The 22,711-nt window shown below is 72.6% G+C and carries 18 protein-coding genes and 1 pseudogene; 5 read left to right on the forward strand and 14 right to left on the reverse strand.

Going from position 1 to position 22,711, the window contains the following annotated elements; genetic code table 11:
* Nucleotides 1-147 precede the first annotated feature (147 nt).
* Complete coding sequence (locus ACIQOU_RS23570) at nucleotides 148-405, forward strand: hypothetical protein (protein WP_401538774.1); 258 nt, start codon at nucleotides 148-150, stop codon at nucleotides 403-405.
* A gap of 32 nt (nucleotides 406-437) precedes the next feature.
* On the opposite strand, the gene ACIQOU_RS23575 is transcribed toward ACIQOU_RS23570, so the two are convergent.
* The 9 genes and pseudogenes from ACIQOU_RS23575 to infC form a co-directional block, all read right to left on the reverse strand.
* The gene (locus ACIQOU_RS23575; protein ID WP_401538775.1) at nucleotides 438-983 is read right to left on the reverse strand and encodes an NUDIX hydrolase; all 546 of its coding nucleotides are present in this window, start codon (nucleotides 981-983) and stop codon (nucleotides 438-440) included.
* A gap of 152 nt (nucleotides 984-1,135) precedes the next feature.
* On the reverse strand, nucleotides 1,136-2,476 hold the full coding sequence (locus tag ACIQOU_RS23580) for a transcriptional regulator (protein WP_401539020.1): 1,341 nt from the start codon (nucleotides 2,474-2,476) through the stop codon (nucleotides 1,136-1,138).
* A 526-nt stretch (nucleotides 2,477-3,002) separates the two neighbouring features.
* Nucleotides 3,003-5,510: a phenylalanine--tRNA ligase subunit beta gene (gene pheT / locus ACIQOU_RS23585; RefSeq protein ID WP_401538776.1), complete on the reverse strand. Its 2,508-nt coding sequence runs from the start codon at nucleotides 5,508-5,510 to the stop codon at nucleotides 3,003-3,005.
* Nucleotides 5,510-6,631, reverse strand: a complete 1,122-nt coding sequence (gene pheS, locus ACIQOU_RS23590) for a phenylalanine--tRNA ligase subunit alpha (RefSeq protein ID WP_401538777.1) — start codon at nucleotides 6,629-6,631, stop codon at nucleotides 5,510-5,512. The genes pheT and pheS overlap by 1 nt, the downstream gene beginning before the upstream one ends.
* 138 nt (nucleotides 6,632-6,769) lie before the next feature.
* Nucleotides 6,770-7,888, reverse strand: a complete 1,119-nt coding sequence (locus ACIQOU_RS23595; RefSeq protein ID WP_401538778.1) for an ATP-binding protein — start codon at nucleotides 7,886-7,888, stop codon at nucleotides 6,770-6,772.
* Between the two features lie 54 nt (nucleotides 7,889-7,942).
* Nucleotides 7,943-8,773: a TrmH family RNA methyltransferase gene (locus ACIQOU_RS23600; RefSeq protein ID WP_401538779.1), complete on the reverse strand. Its 831-nt coding sequence runs from the start codon at nucleotides 8,771-8,773 to the stop codon at nucleotides 7,943-7,945.
* Between the two features lie 523 nt (nucleotides 8,774-9,296).
* Nucleotides 9,297-9,680 (reverse strand): 50S ribosomal protein L20, encoded by a 384-nt coding sequence (gene rplT / locus ACIQOU_RS23605; RefSeq protein WP_018549117.1) that lies wholly within the window; start codon nucleotides 9,678-9,680, stop codon nucleotides 9,297-9,299.
* A gap of 95 nt (nucleotides 9,681-9,775) precedes the next feature.
* Entirely contained in the window at nucleotides 9,776-9,970 is a 195-nt protein-coding gene (gene rpmI, locus ACIQOU_RS23610) for a 50S ribosomal protein L35 (RefSeq protein ID WP_007829094.1), read from the reverse strand.
* A gap of 112 nt (nucleotides 9,971-10,082) precedes the next feature.
* A pseudogene (gene infC / locus ACIQOU_RS23615) lies at nucleotides 10,083-10,782 on the reverse strand (translation initiation factor IF-3).
* A 351-nt stretch (nucleotides 10,783-11,133) separates the two neighbouring features.
* Between infC and ACIQOU_RS23620 the strand changes: the two are divergent.
* Nucleotides 11,134-11,508: a DUF1844 domain-containing protein gene (locus ACIQOU_RS23620; protein ID WP_401538780.1), complete on the forward strand. Its 375-nt coding sequence runs from the start codon at nucleotides 11,134-11,136 to the stop codon at nucleotides 11,506-11,508.
* A gap of 10 nt (nucleotides 11,509-11,518) precedes the next feature.
* Here ACIQOU_RS23620 and ACIQOU_RS23625 read toward each other — a convergent pair whose 3' ends face one another.
* Nucleotides 11,519-12,250: an SseB family protein gene (locus tag ACIQOU_RS23625; RefSeq protein ID WP_401538781.1), complete on the reverse strand. Its 732-nt coding sequence runs from the start codon at nucleotides 12,248-12,250 to the stop codon at nucleotides 11,519-11,521.
* Nucleotides 12,251-12,399: 149 nt separating this feature from the next.
* On the opposite strand from ACIQOU_RS23625, the gene ACIQOU_RS23630 reads away from it, so the two are divergent.
* Nucleotides 12,400-13,338: a serine hydrolase gene (locus ACIQOU_RS23630; RefSeq protein ID WP_401538782.1), complete on the forward strand. Its 939-nt coding sequence runs from the start codon at nucleotides 12,400-12,402 to the stop codon at nucleotides 13,336-13,338.
* 27 nt (nucleotides 13,339-13,365) lie between these two features.
* On the opposite strand, the gene mycP is transcribed toward ACIQOU_RS23630, so the two are convergent.
* Both mycP and ACIQOU_RS23640 read right to left on the reverse strand, forming a co-directional pair.
* On the reverse strand, nucleotides 13,366-14,541 hold the full coding sequence (gene mycP, locus ACIQOU_RS23635; RefSeq protein ID WP_401538783.1) for a type VII secretion-associated serine protease mycosin: 1,176 nt from the start codon (nucleotides 14,539-14,541) through the stop codon (nucleotides 13,366-13,368).
* Nucleotides 14,538-15,347: a hypothetical protein gene (locus tag ACIQOU_RS23640; protein ID WP_401538784.1), complete on the reverse strand. Its 810-nt coding sequence runs from the start codon at nucleotides 15,345-15,347 to the stop codon at nucleotides 14,538-14,540. The genes mycP and ACIQOU_RS23640 overlap by 4 nt, the downstream gene beginning before the upstream one ends.
* Before the next feature lie 2,230 nt (nucleotides 15,348-17,577).
* Here ACIQOU_RS23640 and ACIQOU_RS23645 point away from each other — a divergent pair.
* A complete protein-coding gene (locus ACIQOU_RS23645) occupies nucleotides 17,578-17,772 on the forward strand; it encodes a hypothetical protein (RefSeq protein WP_401538785.1) in 195 nt (64 codons plus the stop codon).
* A gap of 1,100 nt (nucleotides 17,773-18,872) precedes the next feature.
* Nucleotides 18,873-20,075 (forward strand): amino acid deaminase/aldolase, encoded by a 1,203-nt coding sequence (locus ACIQOU_RS23650; RefSeq protein ID WP_401538786.1) that lies wholly within the window; start codon nucleotides 18,873-18,875, stop codon nucleotides 20,073-20,075.
* 385 nt (nucleotides 20,076-20,460) lie between these two features.
* On the opposite strand, the gene ACIQOU_RS23655 is transcribed toward ACIQOU_RS23650, so the two are convergent.
* The gene (locus tag ACIQOU_RS23655) at nucleotides 20,461-21,246 is read right to left on the reverse strand and encodes a 3-oxoacyl-ACP reductase (RefSeq protein WP_401538787.1); all 786 of its coding nucleotides are present in this window, start codon (nucleotides 21,244-21,246) and stop codon (nucleotides 20,461-20,463) included.
* Nucleotides 21,243-22,622, reverse strand: a complete 1,380-nt coding sequence (locus ACIQOU_RS23660) for an aldehyde dehydrogenase family protein (protein ID WP_401539022.1) — start codon at nucleotides 22,620-22,622, stop codon at nucleotides 21,243-21,245. The genes ACIQOU_RS23655 and ACIQOU_RS23660 overlap by 4 nt, the downstream gene beginning before the upstream one ends.
* Nucleotides 22,623-22,711: the final 89 nt, after the last annotated feature.

The raw sequence follows: 22,711 nt of genomic DNA on the forward strand, positions 1-22,711 counted from the left end.
GCCCGTCGCATTCACACTCCGTGTGCGCGCCGGGCTCGTACCCACCCCTCCCACACGCTCCCCCCGCGCGCGGCGGACGGGTTGACTCCTCATGTGCAGGCCGACACGCGCAGGCACACGATGCGTCAACTGGAGAGGAGCGGCCTCGTGACCGCCGAACCCGAGCAGACCGTGGTTCATGGAGAACTCGCGGAGTTACGCCGCCGCCTCGATGTCGCGTACGCGCGCGTCGAGGGCGGACTGGCGCTGCTCAACCACCGTACCGAGGAGACCGGCAAGGAGATCGACGAACTGACCGCCCGGGTCGGGACATTGGAGCACGCCCGCTGGCCGCTGCCCGCGGTCGCGGCGCTCACGTCGTTGGGCGCGCTCGTCGTGACGGTCTGGCAGGTCCTGGGCCGATGACGGTCCAGGACCCGGTGGGAGGCTTCGGGGGGTCAGGACATGTCGTCCTGTCCGAGCCTGAGATGGTGCAGGAGTAGCAGTGCCGCCGCCATGTTGGCGGCCGGGACCTCGCCGCGGGCGACCAGGTCCGGGACCAGCTTCAGCGGGACCCATTCCCGGCGGTCCGACTCGAAGTCGTCCACGGGGTGTCCGATGTACTCACCTGCGTCGGCCCAGTAGATGTGGTGCCGGGCGTCGGTGAGTCCGTTGGACGGCTCCACGCTCATCAGGTGGCGCAGCGGTCCCGGCCGCCAGCCGGTCTCCTCCTCCAGCTCCCTGGCCGCCGCGACGACGAGGTCCTCGCCGTCCTCGACGACACCGGCCGCGAGTTCCCAGCCCCAGCTGTCGGTGATGAAGCGGTGGCGCCACAGGAGGAGCACCTCGTTGGCCTCGTTCACCACCGTGGCCACGGCGACGGGCCGCAGCCGGATCATGAAGTGGTCGAGATGCCGGCCGTCCGGCAGTTCGACATCCGCGAGATTGACGCTGAACCAGCGATTCGAGTACACGGTTTGTTCGTTCTTTTTCGCCCACTGCACGGTTCTGCCACCTTTCGCCGAGTAGGTGGCAATATCGCAGCCGAAACGGCGACGCAGCAGGCGTGAACGAAGCTGCGCCCGGCGCAGCGGCGGGCGCAGTGAGGGCGCGCTGAGGGCGGTTGAGCCCCGGGACACTCGCCCCGGGCCGCCGATTACAGCGGCACCCGCAGCGCCCCGTCGATCAGCTCGGCGGCCTCGGCGGCGCCCGCGCCACCGCGCCCCACCAGGTGCTCGCGCACCTCGCGGAGCCGGTCGCGCAGCCGCTGCGACTCCATGCCCCGGGCCTGTTCGGCCATCCGCACCGCCGTCGCGCCCGCCTTGTCGGCGTGCCCCTGGCGCAACTCGATGGTGCTGAGCATCGCCAGCCGGTGCACCCGCCCCCGGTCGTGCGCCGGGGTGTCCACGGCCGCCGCCGCGTGCTCTCCGGCCGCCGCCAGCTCCCCGAGGCTGAGCAGGGCCTCTGCCACCTGAACGTTGATCAGGCCCGGTTGGACGTAGCCGGTCTCGTCGGGTTCGTGGCCGCGCCGGATGCGCCCGGCGGCGGTCTCGGCGCGGCGGATGCAGGCCAGGGCGCTGGTGGAGTCGCCCAGGTGCGCGTACGCCTTCGCCTGCATCGCGTACAGGTCCGAGGCGAGCGCCGGGGTGATCTGCTTGCCCGCGGCCCGCAGCGCGGCCTCCGCGAAGGCGACGGACTGCCGGAACTCCCGCATGAACAGCGACTGGTTGACCAGCAGCGCGATCACATAGGCGCCAAGTCCCCGGTCCCCGCTGGCCTTTGCCAGCCGCAGCGCCTGATGGAAGTACCGCTGGGCCAGCCCGTGCGCGTCGGAGTCGTACGCGCAGATCCCCGCGACGGCGACCAACCCGCCGGTGGCACGGTGCAGTTGGCGGCCCAGTCCGTCGGGGTAACTGCCTCGCAGCAGGGGCGCCGCCTCGGCGTTGAGGAACCCGACGATCCGGGTGCGGGTCGCGATGCCGCCGGTCTTGCGGTACATCTGCTCGTAGTGCGCGCGGGCCGAGCTGAGCACCTCCAGATCGACGCCGGTGACCCGGTGCTGGCCGCCCCGCGAGACGTCCACGTCCTCGGGCGGGTTCTCCCACTCCCACACCGGCATCACGGCCGGGGTGCCGGTGACGGCGTGGGCGCCCAGGACATGCGGGCGCTGCTGCTCGTCGGAGCGCCACAGGGCCGTGGCCCGTTCGACGAACCCGGACAGGGAGGTGGCGTGCGCGGCGGACGGTTCGCCCGGGAGGCCGAGGCCGATGTCGTCCAGGGTGACGGGTCTGTGCAGGCGGGTGGCGAGCACCTCGCAGATCAGGTCGGGGACCTGGCCTCGGGGCCGCTGGCCCTTTAACCACCGTGCCACGGCGGTGTGTTCGTAACGGAGGGCGAGTCCTCGTGCCCGCCCCGCCTGGTTCACATGTGCGGCAAGACCAGCATGCGAGATGCCGGCCTCGTCAAGGATCGCGTCAAGTAACGCATTGGGCTGCACGGCCGCGCCCCCAGACTCCACCAATGGGTACACCTCACCGTAGCCCACCCCCTTTCACACGGGGTGTGAACCAACTCCGCTACGGCGAGAGGCAGTTCGCCGGGTGCGGCACCGTCGTGGCTGGTCGCGCAGTTCCCCGCGCCCCTACGGACCAACTCCGTTGCGGTGAGAGGCAGTTCACCGGGTGCAGCGCCGTCGTGGCTCGCCGCGCAGTTCCCCGCGCCCCTAGGGGGTTGCAGCCGACCTGCACTCCACGGGTCAACCCCGTCCGCAGGGGCATGGGGACGCAGCCCCCACCAAGGGGCGCGGGGAACTGCGCGACAAGCCCCCACCGAGCCGCACCCACCCACGACCCCGTCTGTCCAGGGGCGCGGGGAACTGCGCGAGCGACCACAGCGCACCCGCACAAGACCACGCACCCCCGTTCGCGGGGCATGGGGGCGCAGCCCCCATCAGGGGGCGCGGGGAACTGCGCGACAAGCCGCAGCGCACCCGCGCAAGACCCCGCACCCCCCGCGGCCAGCGCCTAGCTGCGAAGTACCGCCCCGACCCGCTCGCCCGCCAGGGCAACCGCCGCATCCCGCGCAGCAGACGCCTCATCGACCGTCAACGTCCGGTCCCCCGCGCGGAAGCGCAACGCGTAGGCGAGCGACTTCCGCCCCTCACCGAGCTGCCCGGCGTTCTCGTAGACGTCGAACAGCCGGATGGACTCAAGGAGTTCACCCGCCCCGTCACGCAGCGCGGCCTCCACATCGGCATGCGCCACACCGGCATCGACGACGAGCGCGACATCCTGCGTGGCCATCGGGAACGTCGAGATCCGCGGCGCCTGCACGAGCGCCACCCCGGCCGCCTCCACCGCGTCGAGATCCAGCTCCATCGCGCTGCTGCGATCGGGCAGCCCGAACGCCTTCAGGACACGGGGATGCAGCTCACCGGCGTGGCCGACGACCCGCTCGACCCCGTCGACGACGACCGCCAGTTCGGCGGTGCGCCCGGGGTGCCAGGGCCCGTACTGCCCCTTGCGGACGATGAGTTCGGCACCGGCCTCACGGGCGACGACCCGCGCCGCCTCGACCGCGTCGGCCCAGTCGGCCGGACGGCCCTTGCCCCACCAGCCGGCCTGCTCGCGGGCGCCCGTGAGGACGACAGCGACGTGCCGGGGCTGATCGGGCAGCGCGGCGTCGAGCGCGGCGATCTCCTCGACGGTGGGCCGCCGGTCCACGGGCAGCGCGGCGGCGACGGCGGCCTCGGCACGCGGGTGGAAGACGAGCCCGGTCTCGAAGAGCGCGAGATCGTGCGAGCCCCGGCCGTCGTTGCGCCGCAGCGCCCCGAGCAGCCCCGCCAGCAGCGTCGTACGAAGGGCGGGCTCCTCGTCGTTGAGCGGGTTGACGAGCCTCACGACCTGACGGTTCGGGTCGTCGGCGGCCAGCAGCAGCTGGTCGAAGACCTGCTCGCCGAGGAACGGGTAGCTCAGCGCCTCGACGTACCCGGCACCGGCCAGCGCCCGACCGACCCGCCGGTGCAGCCGCTGGCGTGCGGTGAGGCCGTGCCCGGCGCGGGGCCTGGGCAGCGTGGAGGGCAGGTTCTCGTAGCCCTCAAGGCGGATGACCTCCTCGGCGAGGTCGTTGGCGGCGACCAGGTCGGGCCGCCAGGACGGGACCGTGACGAGCAGCTCGTCCTGCCCGTAGACGTCGCAGCCGACCTGCTGGAGGCGGCGTACGACGGTCTCGCGGCCGTAGGTGACACCCGCGACCTTGTCGGGGTGGTCGGCCGGCGCGCTGATGGTGTGCGGCGCGGACGGCGCGACGATCTCGGTGACCCCGGCCTCCGCGCTGCCGCCCGCGAGCAGCACGAGGAGGTCGACGGTGCGCTGCGCGGCGGCCGCCGCGGCCTGCGGGTCGACCCCGCGTTCGAAGCGCCGGGACGCCTCGGAGGACAGCTTGTGCCGACGGGCGGTGCGGGCGACGGACACCGCGTCGAAGTGCGCGGCCTCGATGACGACGTCCGTCGTGGCCCGCTCGGTGTCGTCGCCGATCTCGGTGTTCGCGCCGCCCATGACGCCGGCGAGCCCGATGGGGCCGCGGTCGTCGGTGATCACCAGGTCCTCGGTGTGCAGGACGCGCTCGACGCCGTCGAGGGTGGTGATCTTCTCGCCCTCCTGGGCGCGGCGCACACCGACGGTGCCCTGGACCAGCGCGCGGTCGTAGGCGTGCAGCGGCTGGCCCAGCTCCATCATCACGTAGTTGGTGACGTCGACGGCGAGGGAGATCGGGCGCATGCCGACCTTCTGGAGCCGGCGCTGGAGCCAGATCGGGGAGCGTGCCTCGGGGCTCAGCCCGGTGACCGTGCGGGCGGTGAACCGGTCGCAGCCGACCGGGTCGGTGACCTGCACGGGGTAGCCGTAGGCGTTGGGCCCGGGGACGTCGAGGAGGGCCGGGTCGCGCAGCGGCAGGCCGTAGGCGATGGCGGTCTCGCGGGCGACGCCGCGCAGCGACAGGCAGTCGCCGCGGTTGGCGGTGACGGCGATGTCGAGGACCTCGTCGACCAGTTCGAGCAGCTCGATGGCGTCCTTGCCGACCTCGGACTCGGGCGGCAGCACGATGATGCCGTGGCTGCCGTCGTCGCCCATGCCCAGCTCGTCGCCGGAGCAGATCATGCCGTGGGACGTCTTGCCGTAGGTCTTGCGGGCGGCGATCGCGAAGTCACCGGGCAGCACGGCGCCCGGGAGGACGACGACGACCTTGTCGCCGACGGCGAAGTTGCGGGCGCCGCAGACGATCTCCTGCGGCTCACCGCTGCCGTTGGCCATACCGACGTCGACGGTGCAGAACCGGATCGGCTTCTTGAAGCCCTCCAGCTCCTCGATGGTCAGGACCTGACCGACGACGAGGGGGCCCTTGAGACCGTCGCCGAGCTGCTCGACGGTCTCGACCTCCAGGCCGGCGGACACCAGCTTGGCCTGTACGTCACGGCCGGTTTCCGTCGCCGGCAGGTCGACGTACTCCCGCAGCCAGGAAAGCGGGACCCGCATCAGATCTCCATCCCGAACGGCCGGGTGAAACGGACGTCACCCTCGACCATGTCTCGCATGTCTTCGACGTTGTGGCGGAACATCAGCATCCGCTCGATGCCGAACCCGAAGGCGAACCCGCTGTACTTCTCGGGGTCGACGCCGCAGGCGGCCAGCACCTTGGGGTTGACCATGCCGCAGCCGCCCAGTTCGATCCAGCCCTCGCTGGAACAGGTGCGGCAGGGCCGGTCGGGGTTGCCGACGGACTCGCCGCGGCAGACGTAGCACACCATGTCCATCTCGGCGGACGGCTCGGTGAACGGGAAGAAGTTGGGCCGCAGCCGCGTCTTGATGTCCGTGCCGAACAGGGACTGGACCATGTGGTCGAGCGTCCCCTTGAGGTCGGCCATGGTCAGACCCTCGTCGACGGCGAGCAGCTCGACCTGGTGGAAGACCGGGGTGTGGGTGGCGTCCAGCTCGTCGGTGCGGTAGACCCGGCCGGGGCAGATCACGTACACCGGCAGCTCGCGTTCGAGGAGCGAGCGGACCTGCACGGGCGAGGTGTGGGTGCGCAGCACGACGCCGGAGTCGGCGGTGCCGTCGGGCCCCGCGACGAAGAACGTGTCGGCCTCGCCGCGCGCCGGGTGGTCGGGGCCGATGTTGAGGGCGTCGAAGTTGAACCACTCGGCCTCGGCCTGCGGGCCCTCGGCGACCTCGTAGCCCATGGCGACGAAGACGTCCTCGATGCGCTCGGACAGGGTGGTGAGCGGGTGGCGGGCGCCGGCCGTGACCCGGTCGTAGGGAAGGGTGACGTCCACCGCCTCCTCGACCAGCACCCGGGCGTCACGCTCGGCCTCCAGCTCGGCCTGACGGGCGGCGAGGGCCTTGTTGACGGCGCCGCGCGCCTGCCCGACGAGCTTGCCCGCGGCGGCCTTGGCCTGCGGGGGCAGCGCGCCGATCTCCCGGTTGGCGAGGGCCAGCGGGGAGGTGCCGCCGGTGTGGGCGACCTTGGCCTCCTGGAGCGCGTCGAGGGAGGGGGCGGCGGCGAAGGCGGCGAGCGCCTCGTCCCGCATCCGTTCGATCTCTTGCGGTTTCAACGCCTCGACCTCGACAGGGTCGTACGACTTATTCGGTGCCGACATCTCTTCCCGTGCTTCCGATTGGCTGGCTGGAGGTCCCCGTCATCGACTCGTGGACAGGACGTCACTGGTCCTGGGACGCAAAGGTGCCAAAGGCCGAGTCTAACGGGGTCGAGGTGGACGTCCGCGCCCGTGGGCCGCTCAGACCAGATAGGCCGGCATGCTCACGGGCAACGTAAATCGGAACTGCGCGCCGCCGCCGGGGGCCCGTCCGACGGTGATGGTGCCGCCGTGGGCCTCGACGATGCCCTTGACGATGTACAGCCCGAGACCGGTGCCGCCGCGCTTGCTGCCCCGCCAGAAGCGGGTGAAGACGCGGTTCATGGACTCCTCCGGGATGCCGGGCCCCTCGTCGCTGACGGTCACCGAGGTACCGGCGTCCTCCCCCTCACGCGGCGACGCCGTGGCCTTGACCTCAATGGTGACGGTTCCCTCGCCGTGGCGCACGGCGTTTTCCAGCAGGTTGCTGAGTACCTGGTCGACCTTGTCGGGGTCGGCCCAGAGCGCGGGCAGCGGCGGTTCGATGCGCAGCAGGAACTTGTCGACGGCCTGCCCGGCGGCGACGTACGCCTGGATGTGCCGGCCGACGGCGGCCCCGATGTCGACGGGCTGGCGGCGTACTTCCAGGCGGCCCGAGTCGATGCGGGAGATGTCGAGCAGCTCGGCGATGAGCCGGGTGACGCGGTCGGCGTCGGCGTCGACGGTCTCCAGCATCAGCCGCTTCTGGTCGTCGGTGAACCGTTCCCACTTGGCGAGGAGGGTCGCGGTGAAGCCCTTGACGGAGGTGAGCGGGGAGCGCAGTTCGTGGGCGACGGTGGCGATCAGCTCGGCGTGGCTGCGCTCGGTGCGGCGCCGGGCCTCGGTGTCCCGCAGGCCGACGACGACGCGGTGGACGGGGCCGAGGGGCTGGGTGCGGAGGTAGCGGGCGGTGACGAGGACCTCGTGGCCGCCCGGCAGCAGGAGGTTGCGTTCGGGCTGCCGTAACCGGATGGCGAGGCCGCCGTAGGGGTCGGTCAGCTGCCACCAGCGCCTGCCCTCCAGGTCCTCCAACGGCAGGGCCTTCTCCAGCCGCCGTCCGAGGGCGTCCTCGGCGCGCAGGGCGGTGATGCGTTCGGCGGCGGCGTTGAAGCGGATCACCTGGCCGTGCTCGTCGGCGATCACGAGCCCGTCGGGCAGCTCGTCCGGGTCGATGCCCGGGTCGGCGGCGCGGTGAGCCCGTTCACCGCGTGTCCCCGGTGCGCTGCCCGTGCCGACACTCATCCCGGTTCCTCACCCTTCAGACGACGCGGTGGGCCGCCCCCCGAGCTGGTCACCCTACTGGCTCCCGGTGACGGAACGGCACCCTCCGGCGGCACGCTGTGCCCGGGCGGAGGCATAGAGACATACGGCGGCGGCGGTGGCGAGGTTCAGACTCTCGGCCTTCCCGTGGATCGGGACGCGGACGACGGCGTCGGCGAGGGCGCGGGTCTCCTCGGGCAGCCCCCAGGCCTCGTTGCCGAACACCCAGGCGGTGGGCCCGCCCATGGCGCCCCGGTCCAGCTCGTCGTCGAGGTCGTCGGCGCCTGCCCCGTCGGCGGCGAGGACGCGCACCCCGGCGTCCTTGAGCCCGGCCACGGCCTGCTCGACGGGCACCCCGACGGCGACCGGCAGATGGAACAGCGAGCCGACGGAGGCCCGCACGGCCTTGGGGTTGTACAGGTCCACGGAGGCGTCGGTGAGGACGACGGCGTCGGCTCCGGCGGCGTCCGCGCACCGCAGCACGGTCCCGGCGTTGCCGGGGTCCCGCACATGGGCGAGCACGGCGACGAGCCGCGGCCGAGCCTTCAGGATCTCCTCGAAGGAGGTGTCGAGGAACCGGCACACCCCCACCAGGCCCTGCGGGGTGACGGTGGTGGAGATGTCGGCGATGACCTGCTCGTCGGCGAGATGGACCCGGGCACCGACGGCGTGGGCCTCTCCCACGATGTCGGCGTACCGTTCGGCGGCCTCGGCGGTGGCGAACAGCTCGACGAGCGTGTCCCCGTGCCCCGCGGCCTCCCGCACGGCCTGCGGCCCCTCGGCGAGGAACAGCCGTTCCTTCCCCCGGAAGTTCCGCTTCCCGAGCCGCCGAGCCGCAACGACCCGCGCAGACCGAGCAGAGACCACCCCACCCCAACCCAACTCCACCAAGCTCACCTAACCCTCAAGCCCCACAGAACCGGCATTCCTTCCGCCAACCTCTCCCCGCCACAACGAAGTTGCCCGACGGCGCCAAACCACCAGTCCCCGCCGAGCCGGCGATCTCTCCCCGCCGCAACGGCGCTCCACCACAACGAAGTTGTCCGGCGATGCCAAACCACCAGTCCCCGCCGAGCCGGCGATCTCTCCCCGCCGCAACGGCGCTCCACCACAACGGAGTCACCCGGCGGTGCCGAACCGGCAGTCTCTTCCCGCCGAACCGGCACTGCCTCCCCGCCGCAACGGCGCTCCACCACAACGGAGTCACCCGGCGGTGCCGAACCGGCAGTCTCTTCCCGCCGAACCGGCACTGCCTCCCCGCCGCAACGGCGCCCCACCACAACGGAGTTGTCCGGCGAGCGGGGCCCGGGCCCCAAGCACATCGGACCCGCAGACCGCTATGGGCCTACGGGTCCGACCACCTCACGCCCGGCCAAAGCCAAGCGCAGCGTCACGCAGCCTTGGGCGCGTTGACGTCCGCCGGCAGCGCCTTCTGGGCAACCTCGACGAGCGCGGCGAACGCGCCCGCGTCGTTGACGGCCAGCTCAGCGAGGATCTTGCGGTCCACCTCGACGTTGGCGGCCTTCAGACCCTGGATGAAGCGGTTGTAGGTGATGCCGTTCGCGCGGGCAGCGGCGTTGATGCGCTGAATCCACAGCTGGCGGAAGTCACCCTTGCGCTTCTTGCGGTCGTTGTAGTTGTAGACCAGCGAGTGGGTGACCTGCTCCTTGGCCTTGCGGTACAGGCGCGAACGCTGACCGCGGTAGCCGGAGGCGGCTTCGAGGATCGCCCGGCGCTTCTTGTGGGCGTTGACTGCCCGCTTGACGCGTGCCACTTTTTAACTCCTTGTAGCGGGGCCGTGGTGGGACTCACACGGCCCGGAAACGTTTGGGTCCCGGTCAGAGGTCAGGCGCCCTGCGGCGCCCGACGTCACTTGCCGAGAAGCTTCTTGATCTTCTTGGCGTCGCCCGGGGCCATCTCGGCGTTGCCGGTGAGGCGACGCGTCAGACGGGACGACTTGTGTTCGAGCAGGTGGCGCTTGCCGGCGCGCTCACGGAGCACCTTGCCGGAGCCGGTGACCTTGAAGCGCTTGCTGGCACCGCTGTGCGACTTGTTCTTCGGCATAGCGCCGTTCTCTCCTCGTCGGTGGCGTTCCGGTGCCCGGTCACGAAAACCGGGCACGTCGGAACGTCGCTGTTGTCGGTTACTTGTGGTCCTGGGACTCGCGTCCCGTGGATCACGCCTCGGCGGGCTCCTCGGCGGGTGCCTCGACCTCGGTCTCGGCGCCGTCCAGCGCCTCGTCCTCGGACTCGGCGGCGTTCTGCGAGCGACCCGGGTTGGCCTTCGCGTCCGCCTTGCGGGCTTCCTGCGCCTGGCGGGCCTCGGCCATCGCCTCGGTCTTCTTCTTGTGCGGACCGAGAACCATGATCATGTTTCGGCCGTCCTGCTTCGGGTTCGACTCGATGAACCCGAGGTCCTGAACGTCCTCCGCGAGCCGCTGCAACAGCCGGTAGCCCAGTTCGGGCCGGGACTGCTCGCGACCACGGAACATGATCGTGATCTTGACCTTGTCGCCCTGCTTGAGGAACCGAACGACGTGACCCTTCTTGGTGTCATAGTCGTGCGGGTCGATCTTCGGCCGGAGCTTCATCTCCTTGATGACCGTGTGCGCCTGGTTCTTGCGCGCCTCACGGGCCTTCATGGCCGACTCGTACTTGAACTTCCCGTAGTCCATGAGCTTGCACACGGGCGGACGGGCGTTCGCCGCCACCTCGACGAGGTCGAGGTCGTACTCCTGAGCGAGCTCCAGTGCCTTGGCCAGGGGGACGATGCCCACCTGCTCGCCACTGGGGCCTACAAGTCGCACCTCGGGAACGCGAATCCGGTCGTTGATGCGGGGCTCGGCGCTGATGAATCCTCCTCGGTTAGCACCACACGACGGTCTGGCGGACAGCCGTGCATGTCTCTACTCTCCTCAGACCTAACCGCGCCGAAGCATGAAAAATGCCCCGGACGATCACGGTGCGGGGCTCCAAAGCACTACCGGAGCACCGCCGCGATGTCGCGGGGCGCGCTTTCGGGCGACTCCATCGTCCGTACGGAACGATGGCTGCCGCCTGACCGGGTGACCTGCCTGTCCCGGGGGACGGTCAGGTGGGAGATCGGAGCCTCCACTTGTGGGCCGGTACTCAGCTCGCACTGGGCACGTTCGGCCGGTCGTCACACAAGGTTAGCAGCTGCCCGGGGGTGGTGCGAACCCGTGGGAGCCGGGGCCTATCGTGTGGGACATGAGTGACACCCCTGCCGAGTCCGTCCCCTCCGCCGAGGCTCCCGACTTCGACGCGATGACCCGGGACATCGCCGAGGTCCCCGCCGTCGAGGTGATCGTGACGGTCGCCGTCAATCTGATGAGCGCCGCCGCCGTGAAGCTCGGGCTGACCGAGGAGGGCGACGCCTACAAGGACCTGGACGAGGCCCGCAAGCTGGTCACCGCGCTGGCCGGGCTGCTGGACGCGAGCACGACCGAGATCAGCTCCTTCCACGCGGCTCCCCTGCGGGACGGCCTGAAGTCGCTCCAGTTGGCCTTCCGCGAGGCGTCGGTCGTCCCGGACGAGCCGGGCAAGGGTCCGGGCGAGAAGTACACGGGCCCGATCTACGCCTGACCCGGTCCCCTCAGATCTGGACCTCTTCCCTCACATACAAGGGCTCGCCCGGAGGCGTCGCCCCGACCGGCAGCAGTGCCAGGTCGAGGCCGCGCACCAGGCGGGCCCTCAGTGTCTCGTCGGCGGCGAGCCGCTCGGCGACCGAGCGGGCGGCCCCGGCCGACTCCAGGACGAGGGCGAGGGTGCCGTCGGCCGTGCCGGGACCGAGATGGGCGCGGAGCACGGCGGGCTCGGCGGCGACGACGGCCCGCACCGCGTCCCGCACGACGGGGTCGGCGTGCGGATCGGTGCTGGTGCGCCCCTCGGCGAGCGCGAGCAGCAGCGGCCCGGTCACCTCGAACGGCACCGGTCCGGCCAGGTCAAGGACGACGGTGTCGGCCTTCTCGTGCGCCGCCGCCTGGAGCGCCTGATGCAGCGGAACGGCGACGGGGCGGGCCTCGGGGTCCCAGCGGGCCAGCGTCTGGGTCGAGGTGAAGGCGGGCAGCGCGACGCGGGCGCCGGCCTTCAGGGTGGGGACGGCCATGTCGCTGGTCTTCTCGCGGCGCAGCCCGTTCTCGTCCTCCTCCACCTCGCCGAGCACCGCGACGACGGGCACCAGGAGCCGGGCGCCCTGCAACGCGGCCAGCACGGGGGCGACGGCGGTGCGGTCCTCGGCCCAGGCGGCGAGCGCGCCGCTCAGCCGCGGGTCGGCCGAGCCGTCGTCGTCGGAGAAGCCGGGGTCGGGGATGTTCTTGTTCGCCACGGTCACCGAGCCTATCGGGGGGCTGCCGCCGGGCCTGTGCGGGTCCGGAAACGCGACCGTCACCGTCTTCACAGGTTTCTCAGAGAGACCTGACACATCTCTAACATTCATCTAACCGGCCGCACAGATCCCGCACCCACCATCACGGGATGGAGTCTCCCAGAGCCACCCGCCGCCGTGCCCGTCCGTCGCGGGTCCGCCCGCTGCTCTACACCGCCCTGGCGGCGGTGACCGTTCTGGGGGGAACGGCGGCGGGGACCGTGTATGTGAAGGCGCAGGCGCACTCCGGGGCGGCCGACGTATCGTCGGCGGCGACGGCAGCCGACAGCCCTTCCCTGGAGTCCGTGGAACCCGTGGCGCAACCGACGGTCGATTACGACGCCCGCCTGACGAAGGCCATGAAGTCCGTGAGCGTGCCGGACGGCGCCGCGGTGTCGGTGGCGGTCCTGGACGTCTCCTCGGGGGCGAACGCCTCGTACGGGAAGGGCGCGTTCGACACGGCGAGCATCGTGAAGGTCGACATCCTGGCGACGTTGCTGCTCCAGGCGCAGGACGCGGGGCGGCATCTGACGGCGGCGGAGAAGTCGTACGCGACCTCGATGATCGAGAACAGCGACAACGCGTCGGCGACGGCGTTGTGGGACCGGATCGGGAAGGCCGGGGGGCTCGACGCGGCGAACAAGCGGTTCGGGCTGACCGGCACCGAGGGCGGCGCGGGTGTGCTGTGGGGGCTGACCCAGACCACGGCGGCCGATCAACTCACCCTGCTTGAGCAGGTGTTCGGCACCAACTCGACGTCGAAGCTGAGCGCGGCCTCGCGGGCGTATCTCCAGGGGCTGATGGGGCAGATAGCGTCCGACCAGCAGTGGGGTGTCTCGGCGGCGGACGACGGTTCCGGGTGGGCGCTGAAGAACGGCTGGCTGCCGCGCAGCACCACCAATCTGTGGGACGTCAACAGCATCGGCCGGGTGACGACGAACGGCCGGCACTACCTGGTGGCGGTGGTGTCGAAGGGCAACGCGACGCAGGCGAAGGGCATCACGCTGGTGGAGTCGACGGCGAAGGCGGCGATCGCCGCGCTGCGATGAGCCGTTCCGGATGACTCGTTCCGTCGGCTAGAAGCCGTCGTCGAGTTCCCGTGGGCGGCGTCCGCGCCACAGGACGACGGCGGCGACCAGCAGGACGCCGCCGGCGCTGCCCGCCAGTGGGGCGACCCAGTCGGTGGTGCCGGTGTCGGACGTGGCGGTGTCGGGCCCTGAGCCGAAGTACTTGTCGCCGTAGGACGCCGCCTGGAGGCCTTCCGGGGTGAGGCGGCCGGCGGCTTTGAGGGCTGCGGCGGGGTCGATGAGCCCGAAGCCGCGGGAGTCGTCGTGGCCGCCGACGGGGGCGTCCCGCGCGGTGTCCTCCAGGAGCTTCTTGATCTGGGCCGGGGTGAGGCCGGGGTGGGCGGCCTTGACGAGGGCCACGGCACCGGAGACGAACGCGGAGGCCGCGCTCGTTCCCCAGCCTTGGTAGTACTTGTGGTCGGGGTCGGCGATGACGATGTCGACGCCGGGCGCGCTGACGGTGGCGTACCAGCGGCGGGTGGAGAAGGCGGCGCGGGTGCCGTAGCGGTCGACGGCGGTCGCGGCGATCACGCCCGGGTAGGCGGCCGGGTAGGAGACGTGGTCGCCCTTCTCGCCGCCGTTGCCCGCGGAGGCGACGACGGCGACGCCCTTCTTGAGGGCGTACTGGACGGCCTCGTCCTCGCTGGGTTCGGGGTGGGCGGAGGCGGAGTCGTCGCCGAGGGAGAGGTTGATGACGTCGGCGCCGTGGTCGGCGGCCCAGCGGATGCCTTCGGCGAGGGCGTTGCCACGGGTGCTGCGGGCCTTGGCGCGGGCCGGGTCGCCGTCCTCCAGGATCACCCGCACGGGCAGGATCTTGGCGTCCGGGGCGAGGCCCATGACCCCGTCCGCGTCCCCCACGCCATGGCCGTGACCTGCGATGATCCCGGCCATCGCGGTGCCGTGCCGGGCCCAGGAACGGTCGCCCTCCCGCGCGCCGAAGCCGACCATGTCCTTGCCGGTGAGGACGTTCCCGGCGAGGTCGGGGTGGTCGGCCTCGACGCCGGTGTCGAGAACGGCGACGGTGACGCCCTTGCCCCGGGTGGTCTGCCAGACCTCCTGCGTGTGCAGGGCGTCGAGGGCCCACTGCTGGGCGCGTATGCCGTCGGCGTGCGCGGCGGTGGACGGCACGAGCACGAGCCCGGCGGCGAGCAGCGCGCCGATCGCCGATCGGCCGACGGCCCTCACGCGGACGGCTCCGGGTCGGCGCCGACGTCCTTGCGCAGGGCGCGTTCGACGCGGTCGGCGAGGCCCTGCGCCTCGTTGCCGAGGCCGGCCTGGGCGGGGGGCGTGGTGGCGCCGGAACTCATGGCTTCCTCGGCGGGCTGGGGGGCATCGACGCTGCGGCCGTCGGCCCAGCCGGAGACGGAGTAGACGACGACGGGGGCGTCGGTGAGGACGGACACCGTCCAGGACGCGCGCTGTGCGTCGCCGAAGCGGGCGGCGGCGGTGTCCTCGGCGGCGTACGGGCGGGGCATGAGGTCGGTCCGCTGGTCCAGCTTCTCGTTCTCGAAGCGCCGGGCGAGGGAGCGGGTGGACGCCTCGTCGGCCTTGGTGAACATCAGTCCGACGGTGGTGACGAAGCTCTGGGTGGCGTCGGTGTAGGTCGCCCGCAGCAGGCGTCGGCATCCCACCGGCGCGAGTGCTGTGCGCAGCAGCGGGTCGAACGCGTTCTGGCAGCCGCTGTCGGGCGCGACGGCGACCCGGGTCCAGGTCCGGTCGGCCCCGCCGGGCCCTGCGCCCTTGCCCTCGATGGTGCGCGGGAACAACTCGTCGACGGGAACGCTGTGCCAGATCCCGGCCGCCGTGTCGAACGAACTGCGGTCCTGCCCCTCCGGCTCCCCGACCAGCCAACTCCCGGTCACCGCACCGCCGATGAGCCCGAGCCCGAGCACCACACACCCGGCGACGGCGGCGACCCGCCCCCGCACCAGCCCCCCGATCGCCCGAGGCCGCCCCAGCCCGTCGTACCCCTCCGGCTCCCCGAACGACACAACAGGCCGCCCCCCGACGGGCCCAGGAGCACTCCAGGACAACGCCGGATCAGGCCCATCCCCACCCACCCCCGAACCAGCCCGAACCGTCACCTCCCCAGTCCCAACAGGCTGAACAGGCTGAACAGGCTGAACAGGCGAACATCCAACACCGGCCGCCCGCCCAACTCCGAAGTCACCGGCCGCCCGTCGGGGCGCGGGGCCACGCCGGGAGTCAGGGTCGGCGGACACCCGCCGAGGGCCAGGATCGGCGGAGCCACGCCGGGGGTCGGGGTCCCGCGACACACGCCGGGGGTCGGGGTCGGCGGAGCCACGCCGGGGGTCAGGGACGGCCGAGCCCTGCCGAGGGTCGGGGTCGGCCGCGCCACGCCGGGGATCAGGGGCGCCGGGCGCCCGTCGGGAGTCGGGGTCCCGCGACACACGCCGGAAGTCGGGGTCGGGGTCGGCCGAGCCACGCTGGGGGTCGGGGACGCCGGGCGCCCGTCGGGAGTCGGGGTGGACGGGCCCGCGCCCCGCGCCGGGTGCCTGTGCGGAGCCCGGACCGGCGGTCCCACGCTCGGAAACGGTGGGGCCAACGGGCGGACGCCCAGCGCCGGATGCCTGCGGGGCGCCCGGACCGGCGGACCTATGTCTGGGGTCGGCGGCCCGAGGAGCGGCGGGGGGAGCGGGCGGGCGCTGGGCGCCGGACGACTGCGGGAAGCCGGGGCTGACAGGGGTGCGCCTGGAATCGGCGGCCCCAGGAGCAGCGGGACCAGCAGGCGAGCCCTCAGCGCCGGACGACTGACCGAAACCGAGGTCGGCTGGTGCACGCCTGGGGACGGGCGGAACGGGCCTGCGCGCAGCGCCGGACGACTGCGCGGGGCCCGAACCGGCGGACCTACGCTCGAAGTTGGCGGCCGGAGAGGCACCGGGGTGGAGCTGGCCTTCAGCGCCGGACAACTGCGCAGGGCGCGAACTGGCGTTCCCGCGCTCGGAGTTGGCGGCCCGAGAAGCGCCGGGGTGGAGCTGGCCTTCAGCGCCGGACAACTGGGCGGCACCGGGGCTGGGCGCACGCCGGGGAACAGGCGGAACGGCCCCGCGCTGCCCGGAGCCCGAAGCGCCGGGCCCATGATCAGCGGCCCGAGGTGCAGCGGGCGGGCACTCAGCACCGGAGGACTGCACGGCACCGGCGCTGTCGGGTGCATGCCGGGGAACGGGCGGAACAGGGGCACGCCCAGCGCCGGGCGCCTGCGCGGAACCCGGACCGGCGGTCCGACGCTCGGGGCCGGCGGGTCGAGGGACGGCAGGGCCAGCGGACGGACGCTCAGCGCTGGACGACTGACCGAACCCGAGGTCCGCGAACCCACGCCCAGCATCAGTAGCCCGCGAAGCGGAAGGGGCAGCACCCGGTGCCTGCGCAGCGCCCGGACCGGCGGACCCACGCCCGGGGGCGGCGACCCGAGGGCCAGCAGGCGGACGCTCAGCACCCGACGGTTGACCGAACCCGAGGTCCGCGAACCCACGCCCAGCATCAGTAGCCCGCGAAGCGGAAGGGGCAGCACCCGGTGCCTGCGCAGCGGCCGGACCGGTGGACCCGCGACCGGGGTCGGCGGACCGAGGGGCGGCAGGGTGAGTCGGTGGGCGTCCGGTGTCCGGCGTTTGTCTGGTGGCCGGGGCCTGGGGGCCCGGGGGTGAGTCGAGGTGGCGGGGAGGTTCCGTCGGGGCTGTGGTGGACCACGGTTCGGCCGGGCGGCGGGACGGGCGTGGGGGCACGGGTGTCTGCCCGGAGGGGCGCTCGGGGTGCCGGGTCGGCCGTGGGGGCACGGGAGGGCCGGGAACGTCGTCCGGGGCGCTGGTCGGGGCGCTGCCTTCCGTCGGCCAACTCCCCGTTGCAGAGCCGGAGTTCGAGCGGGCGGGGCGGTCTAGTCCACGGGAGCCGTTGGCTGGGGCGATGGGGCCGGGGGCCCCGGCCGGGGTGTCCGAGCGGGGCGCGTTGGAGGTGCCCGGTGCCTCGCGGCCGGGGGTGTGAGGGGAGTTCCGTTCCGGGGTGGGCGTGGCCGTGGCGTTTCCGGCCGAGGCCGACTCATTCACGGCGTTCCGCTCGAAACGGCGTGGGCCTCGGCCGTTCTGACCAGGCCAGGGCGTGCCGTGACCGTCCCTGCCGGGCTGCGACGGGGACGGGACGTGGCCGCCCGCTGCACTCCCGTCCGCCCGGGGCTCGCCGCGTCCCTCGCGTTCCGGGGTGCCCTGCGTGGCCGCGTCGGAGGGCACCGCGTTCCTCACGCCGGGGCCCTGCGCGGGCGAGGCCCCCGGACTCACGCCGGGCGACGAAGCACGCCGTTCGCCCGCGCCTCGCACGCCCACCGTCGGCGGCGCATCCGGGAAGCGGGCGGACGCCATCGGCGGGGCCGGGTTGGTGTCGGCCGCGCGGGAAGGGCGGATGTAGGGAAAGTGCGGGCGGGAGGAGGGTCGTTCCGGCACGGAACGGTCAACGCCACCCTCATCGGCGCCCGCCGCACCACCCCGCCTCACCTGCGAACCGTCAACTCCCCGTCCCCCACGCCCGCCCCGCGAGCCATCAACACCAGGTTCCACGTACCCGGCCTGCGTATCACCGGCACCACGTGCCGTACGCCCAGCCCGCGAGCCGTCGTCGCCCGCTTCCGGGCCGCCCCCGCCGAACGCGCCCGTGCTCGACCCGCCACCGGCGTACACCTGCCCACTGCCGGTGAACCCGTCCCTGCTCGACTCACCGCCGGTGAACGCACCCGAACCCGACCGGCCACCGGCGAACTGACCGCTGCCCGAGCCGTCACCACTGAACGGACCATCCCCTGACCCGCCACCACCGAAGAAACCGTCGTTGCTCGACCCGCCACCACCGAACGCACCGCCGTTGCTCGACCCGGCGCCACCGAACGCACCACCGTTGCCCGACCCGGCGCCACCGAACGCACCCTCGTCACCCGACCCGGCGCCACCGAACGCACCCTCGTCACCCGACCCGGCGCCACCGAACGCACCCTCGTCACCCGACCCGGCGGTGCCGGAGGCATCCTCGCCGGCCGGCCCTGCGGTGCCGGACGTGCCGTGGGGGCGGCGGGGGCCGAAGGCGTCGAAAGGAGGGGTGGCTCCTTGCCAGGGGGACCAGACTCCGGTGGAGGGGGCACCCGGGTCCGCAGCGGGGGGCGGCGGTGAGCCGGCCGTCGGGGGGTGCGGCGGGCGTGGCGGTATGGGAGCGTGTTGCGCTTCCGTACCCATGCACCCCCCGTTTCCTCGCACCCCGGGCCCGACCTACACGTACGCGGGCCGGCGTGCTGGCGCTCAATGCCGATGGGATCGGACGGGTCGCGCCGTCCCGGGCACGCATACCCGTACGCGCGGTACGCCATCCCGGCGCGGGCTCGCGACCGGGTCGTTTCCGCCGTACGTGCGCGTCACTCTACGGGTTGCTCCCGGCCGAAGGGGAACCAGTCCCGTCACCCCGGGGCATCTGCCCGGAACGTCCCCCTACCCTGCGGTAATCCTGTCTGGCAGGCTGCGTGCATGACTGCGCTCGCCGCCGACAGGGCCCGTTACGACCGGGCCACAGCCCACCTCGACGCGCCGCTCGCGCTCGTGGATCTGGACGCCTTCGACGCCAACGCGGACGATCTCGTCCGGCGGGCCGGGGGGAAGCCGATCCGGGTCGCCAGCAAGTCCGTGCGCTGCCGTGCCCTGCTCGAACGGGTGCTGGCGCGGGACGGGTTCGCGGGAATCATGTCGTTCACGTTGGCCGAGTCCTTGTGGTTGGCGCGCTCCGGATGCGAGGACGTTCTGCTGGCCTACCCGTCGGCCGACCGGGCCGGTTTCGCGGAGTTGGCGGCCGATCCGAAGCTGGCCGCCGCCGTGACGGTGATGGTCGACGACCCGGCGCAGCTGCGGCTGATCGACGAGGCACGGGGCGGCGGGCGTGAAGTGGTGCGGGTCTGCCTGGAGTTGGACACGGCGTGGAAGCCGGCCGGGGGCCGGGTGCGGATCGGCGCCCGCCGTTCGCCGTTGCACTCCCCCGCCCAACTCGCCGACCTGGCGCGGACGGTGGCCCGCAGGCCGGGCTTCAAGGTGGTCGGCATCATGGGGTACGAGGGGCATGTCGCGGGCGTCGGCGACGCGGTGGCCGGGCGGCCGTTGTGGTCGCGTACGGTGCGGCTGATGCAGGCGGCGGCGCGGCGGGAGCTGGCCGAGCGGCGTGCGGAGGCGGTGCGGGCGGTCCGTGCGGTCGTGGGGGACCTGGAGTTCGTCAACGGCGGTGGCACGGGCAGTGTGCAGCACACGGCGGCGGAGGACGCGGTGACCGAGATAGCCGCCGGGTCGGGGCTGTACGTGCCGCGTCTGTTCGACAACTACACGTCGTTCAGGGGCCGTCCGGCCGCGTTGTTCGCGCAGCCGGTGGTGCGGCGGCCCGGGGTGGGGGTGGTGACGGTGCTGGGCGGCGGTTATCCGGCGTCCGGTGCGGCGGGGCGGGACCGGCTGCCGGTGCCGTATCTGCCCGAGGGGCTGCGCTACGACCCGCAGGAGGGTCCGGGTGAGGTGCAGACGCCGTTGCTCGGCGCCCCCGCCGACGATCTGCTGATCGGCGACAAGGTGTGGTTCCGGCACGCCAAGGCCGGTGAACTGTGCGAGCGTTTCGACGCGTTGCACCTCGTGGAGGGCGACCGGGTGACGGCGACCGTGCCCACCTACCGGGGCGAGGGCCACACCTACCTCTGATCTCTCCAACGGCTGTGACGGCCGCGTCAGTTGATCGTCTCGGGTTGGTCCGGGACCGTCGTGCCGTCCGGGCGGCGCAGTGAACTCCGGGCGGCGTCAGGGGCGTTGCAGACGCTGGTCCGTGCGTCGACGTACGCCCAGCACCTCAACTCCGGCCTGCCCCGGTCGAGAACGAGGTGGGCGCCGGTGGGGGGTTTGCGCAGTTCCCCGCGCCCCTGGACAGGACAGGTCCGTGGACAGGCGCGGCGCCGTGGGGGCTTGTCGCGCCCGCGCGGCGGAGCCGCACAATGACACAGCCCCGCGCCCCTAAAAACACGGGCCTGGGGGCTGCCCGGATTGTGCTGAGCGGCCCTCCCGGGTGGTGGTGGGGAGGGCCGGGCAGGGGCTATACCGGGGTGACGTATGCGCCTGCGATTCCGCCGTCCACCAGGAAGTCGGTGGCGTTGACGAAGGACGCGTCGTCGCTGGCCAGGAAGGCGACGGCGGCGGCGATCTCGTCGGCCTCGGCGAATCGGCCGACCGGGATGTGGACCAGGCGGCGTGCGGCCCGCTCGGGGTCCTTGGCGAACAGTTCCTGGAGCAGCGGGGTGTTGACGGGGCCGGGGCACAGGGCGTTGACGCGGATGCCCTCGCGGGCGAACTGGACGCCGAGTTCACGGGACATGGCGAGGACACCGCCCTTGGACGCGGTGTAGGAGATCTGCGAGGTCGCCGCGCCCATCCGGGCCACGAAGGACGCCGTGTTGATGATGGAGCCCTTGCCCTGGCGGCGCATGTACGGGATGGCGGCCTTGCAGCACAGGTACACGGAGGTGAGGTTGACCTCCTGGACGCGCTTCCAGGCCTCCAGTCCCGTGTCCAGGATGGAGTCGTCGTCGGGCGGCGAGATACCGGCGTTGTTGAAGGCGATGTCGACGCTGCCGTAGGTCTCGAACGCGGTCTGGAAGAGCGCCTCGACCTGCCCGGCGTCGGTGACGTCGACCTTCACGAAGGTGCCGCCGACCTCCTCGGCGGCGGTCTGGCCGCTGCTCGCGTCGATGTCGCCGAGGACGACGTGCGCGCCCTCGGCGGCGAGGCGGCGGGCGGTGGCGAGGCCGATGCCGCTGCCGGCTCCGGTGATGACGGCCGTACGGCCGACGAGTCGACGGCACACGTTGTTGTCTGCGGTCACTGTGCGGGGCCCTCCGTGCTGATGAAGACGTTCTTGGTTTCCGTGAAGGCGGCCAGGGCGTCGGGTCCGAGTTCGCGGCCGACGCCGGACTGCTTGAAGCCGCCGAAGGGGGTCCAGTAGCGGACGGCGGAGTGGGAGTTGACGGACAGGTTGCCGGCCCGCACACGCTGGGCGACGCGCAGCGCCCGGCCGACGTCGCAGGTCCACAGGGAACCGGCGAGTCCGTAGTCGGTGGCGTTGGCGAGGGCGATCGCCTCGGCCTCGTCGTCGAAGGGGAGGACGACGGCGACGGGCCCGAAGACCTCCTCGACGGCCACCCGGGCGCGGGGGTCGACGCCGGTGAGGACGGTCGGCGGGAACCAGAAGCCGGGGCCCTCGGGCGCCTTGCCGCGGATGCCGGGCGCGTCGGCGTCGACGTAGGACCGCACGCGTTCGCGCTGGGCGTGGGAGATCAGCGGGCCCATCTGGGTGCGTTCGTCGGAGGGGTCGCCGACGACGACCGACTCGATCGCGGGGGCGAGGAGGTCGAGGAAGCGGTCGTGGACGGAACGCTGGACGAGGATGCGGCTGCGCGCGCAGCAGTCCTGCCCGGTGTTGTCGAGGAACGACATCGGGGCGGCCGCGGCGGCGGCTTCCAGGTCGGCGTCGGCGAAGACGATGTTGGGGCTCTTGCCGCCGAGTTCCAGGGTGACGCGCTTGAGGCGGTCCGCGCCCTTGGCCCACACCTGTCTGCCCACCGCCGTCGACCCGGTGAAGACGATCTTCGCGACGCCGGGGTGTTCGACGAGCGCGTTGCCCGCGACCGGGCCATGGCCGGGCAGCACCTGGAAGAGGCCGTCGGGAAGCCCGGCCGCCAGCGCGAGTTCGGCCAGCCGCAGGGCGGTCAGCGGGGTCGTCTCGGCGGGCTTGAGGAGGACGGCGTTGCCGGCCGCGAGCGCCGGTGCGGTGGCCCAGGCCGCGATCGGCATCGGGAAGTTCCAGGGGGCGATGACGCCGACCACGCCGACCGGCTCCAGGATCGTCACGTCGAGGCCGCCCGGCACCGGGATCTGACGGCCGGTCAGCCGCTCCACGCCGCCGGCCGCGTAGTCGAGCAGGTCGCGGACGTTGCCCGCCTCCCACCGGGCGTTGCCGAGGGTGTGTCCGGCCTCCCGCACCTCCAACCGGGCCAGTTCCTCCCGGTGTTCGTCGACGACGACGGCGAACCGGCGCAGCAGCCGGGCCCGTTCACCGGGCGCCAGGGCGGCCCACCGCGTCTGGGCCGCCGTTGCCCGCAGGACGGCCGCGTCCACGTCGGCCGGGGTGGCGGCGGGCACGGTGGCGACGACCTCTTCGGTGGCGGGGTCGAGAACCCGCAGCTCGGGGCGGTCGGACACGGACACGGAGCAACCTCGCGTTCGAAGGGGTCGGTGGGGTCGGTGGGGTCGGTGGATCGGTGGGGGGCGGGTGCCGACGGCGTCAGGCC

Source organism: Streptomyces sp. NPDC091279, assembly GCF_044757465.1.
Classification (GTDB): Bacteria; Actinomycetota; Actinomycetes; order Streptomycetales; family Streptomycetaceae; genus Streptomyces.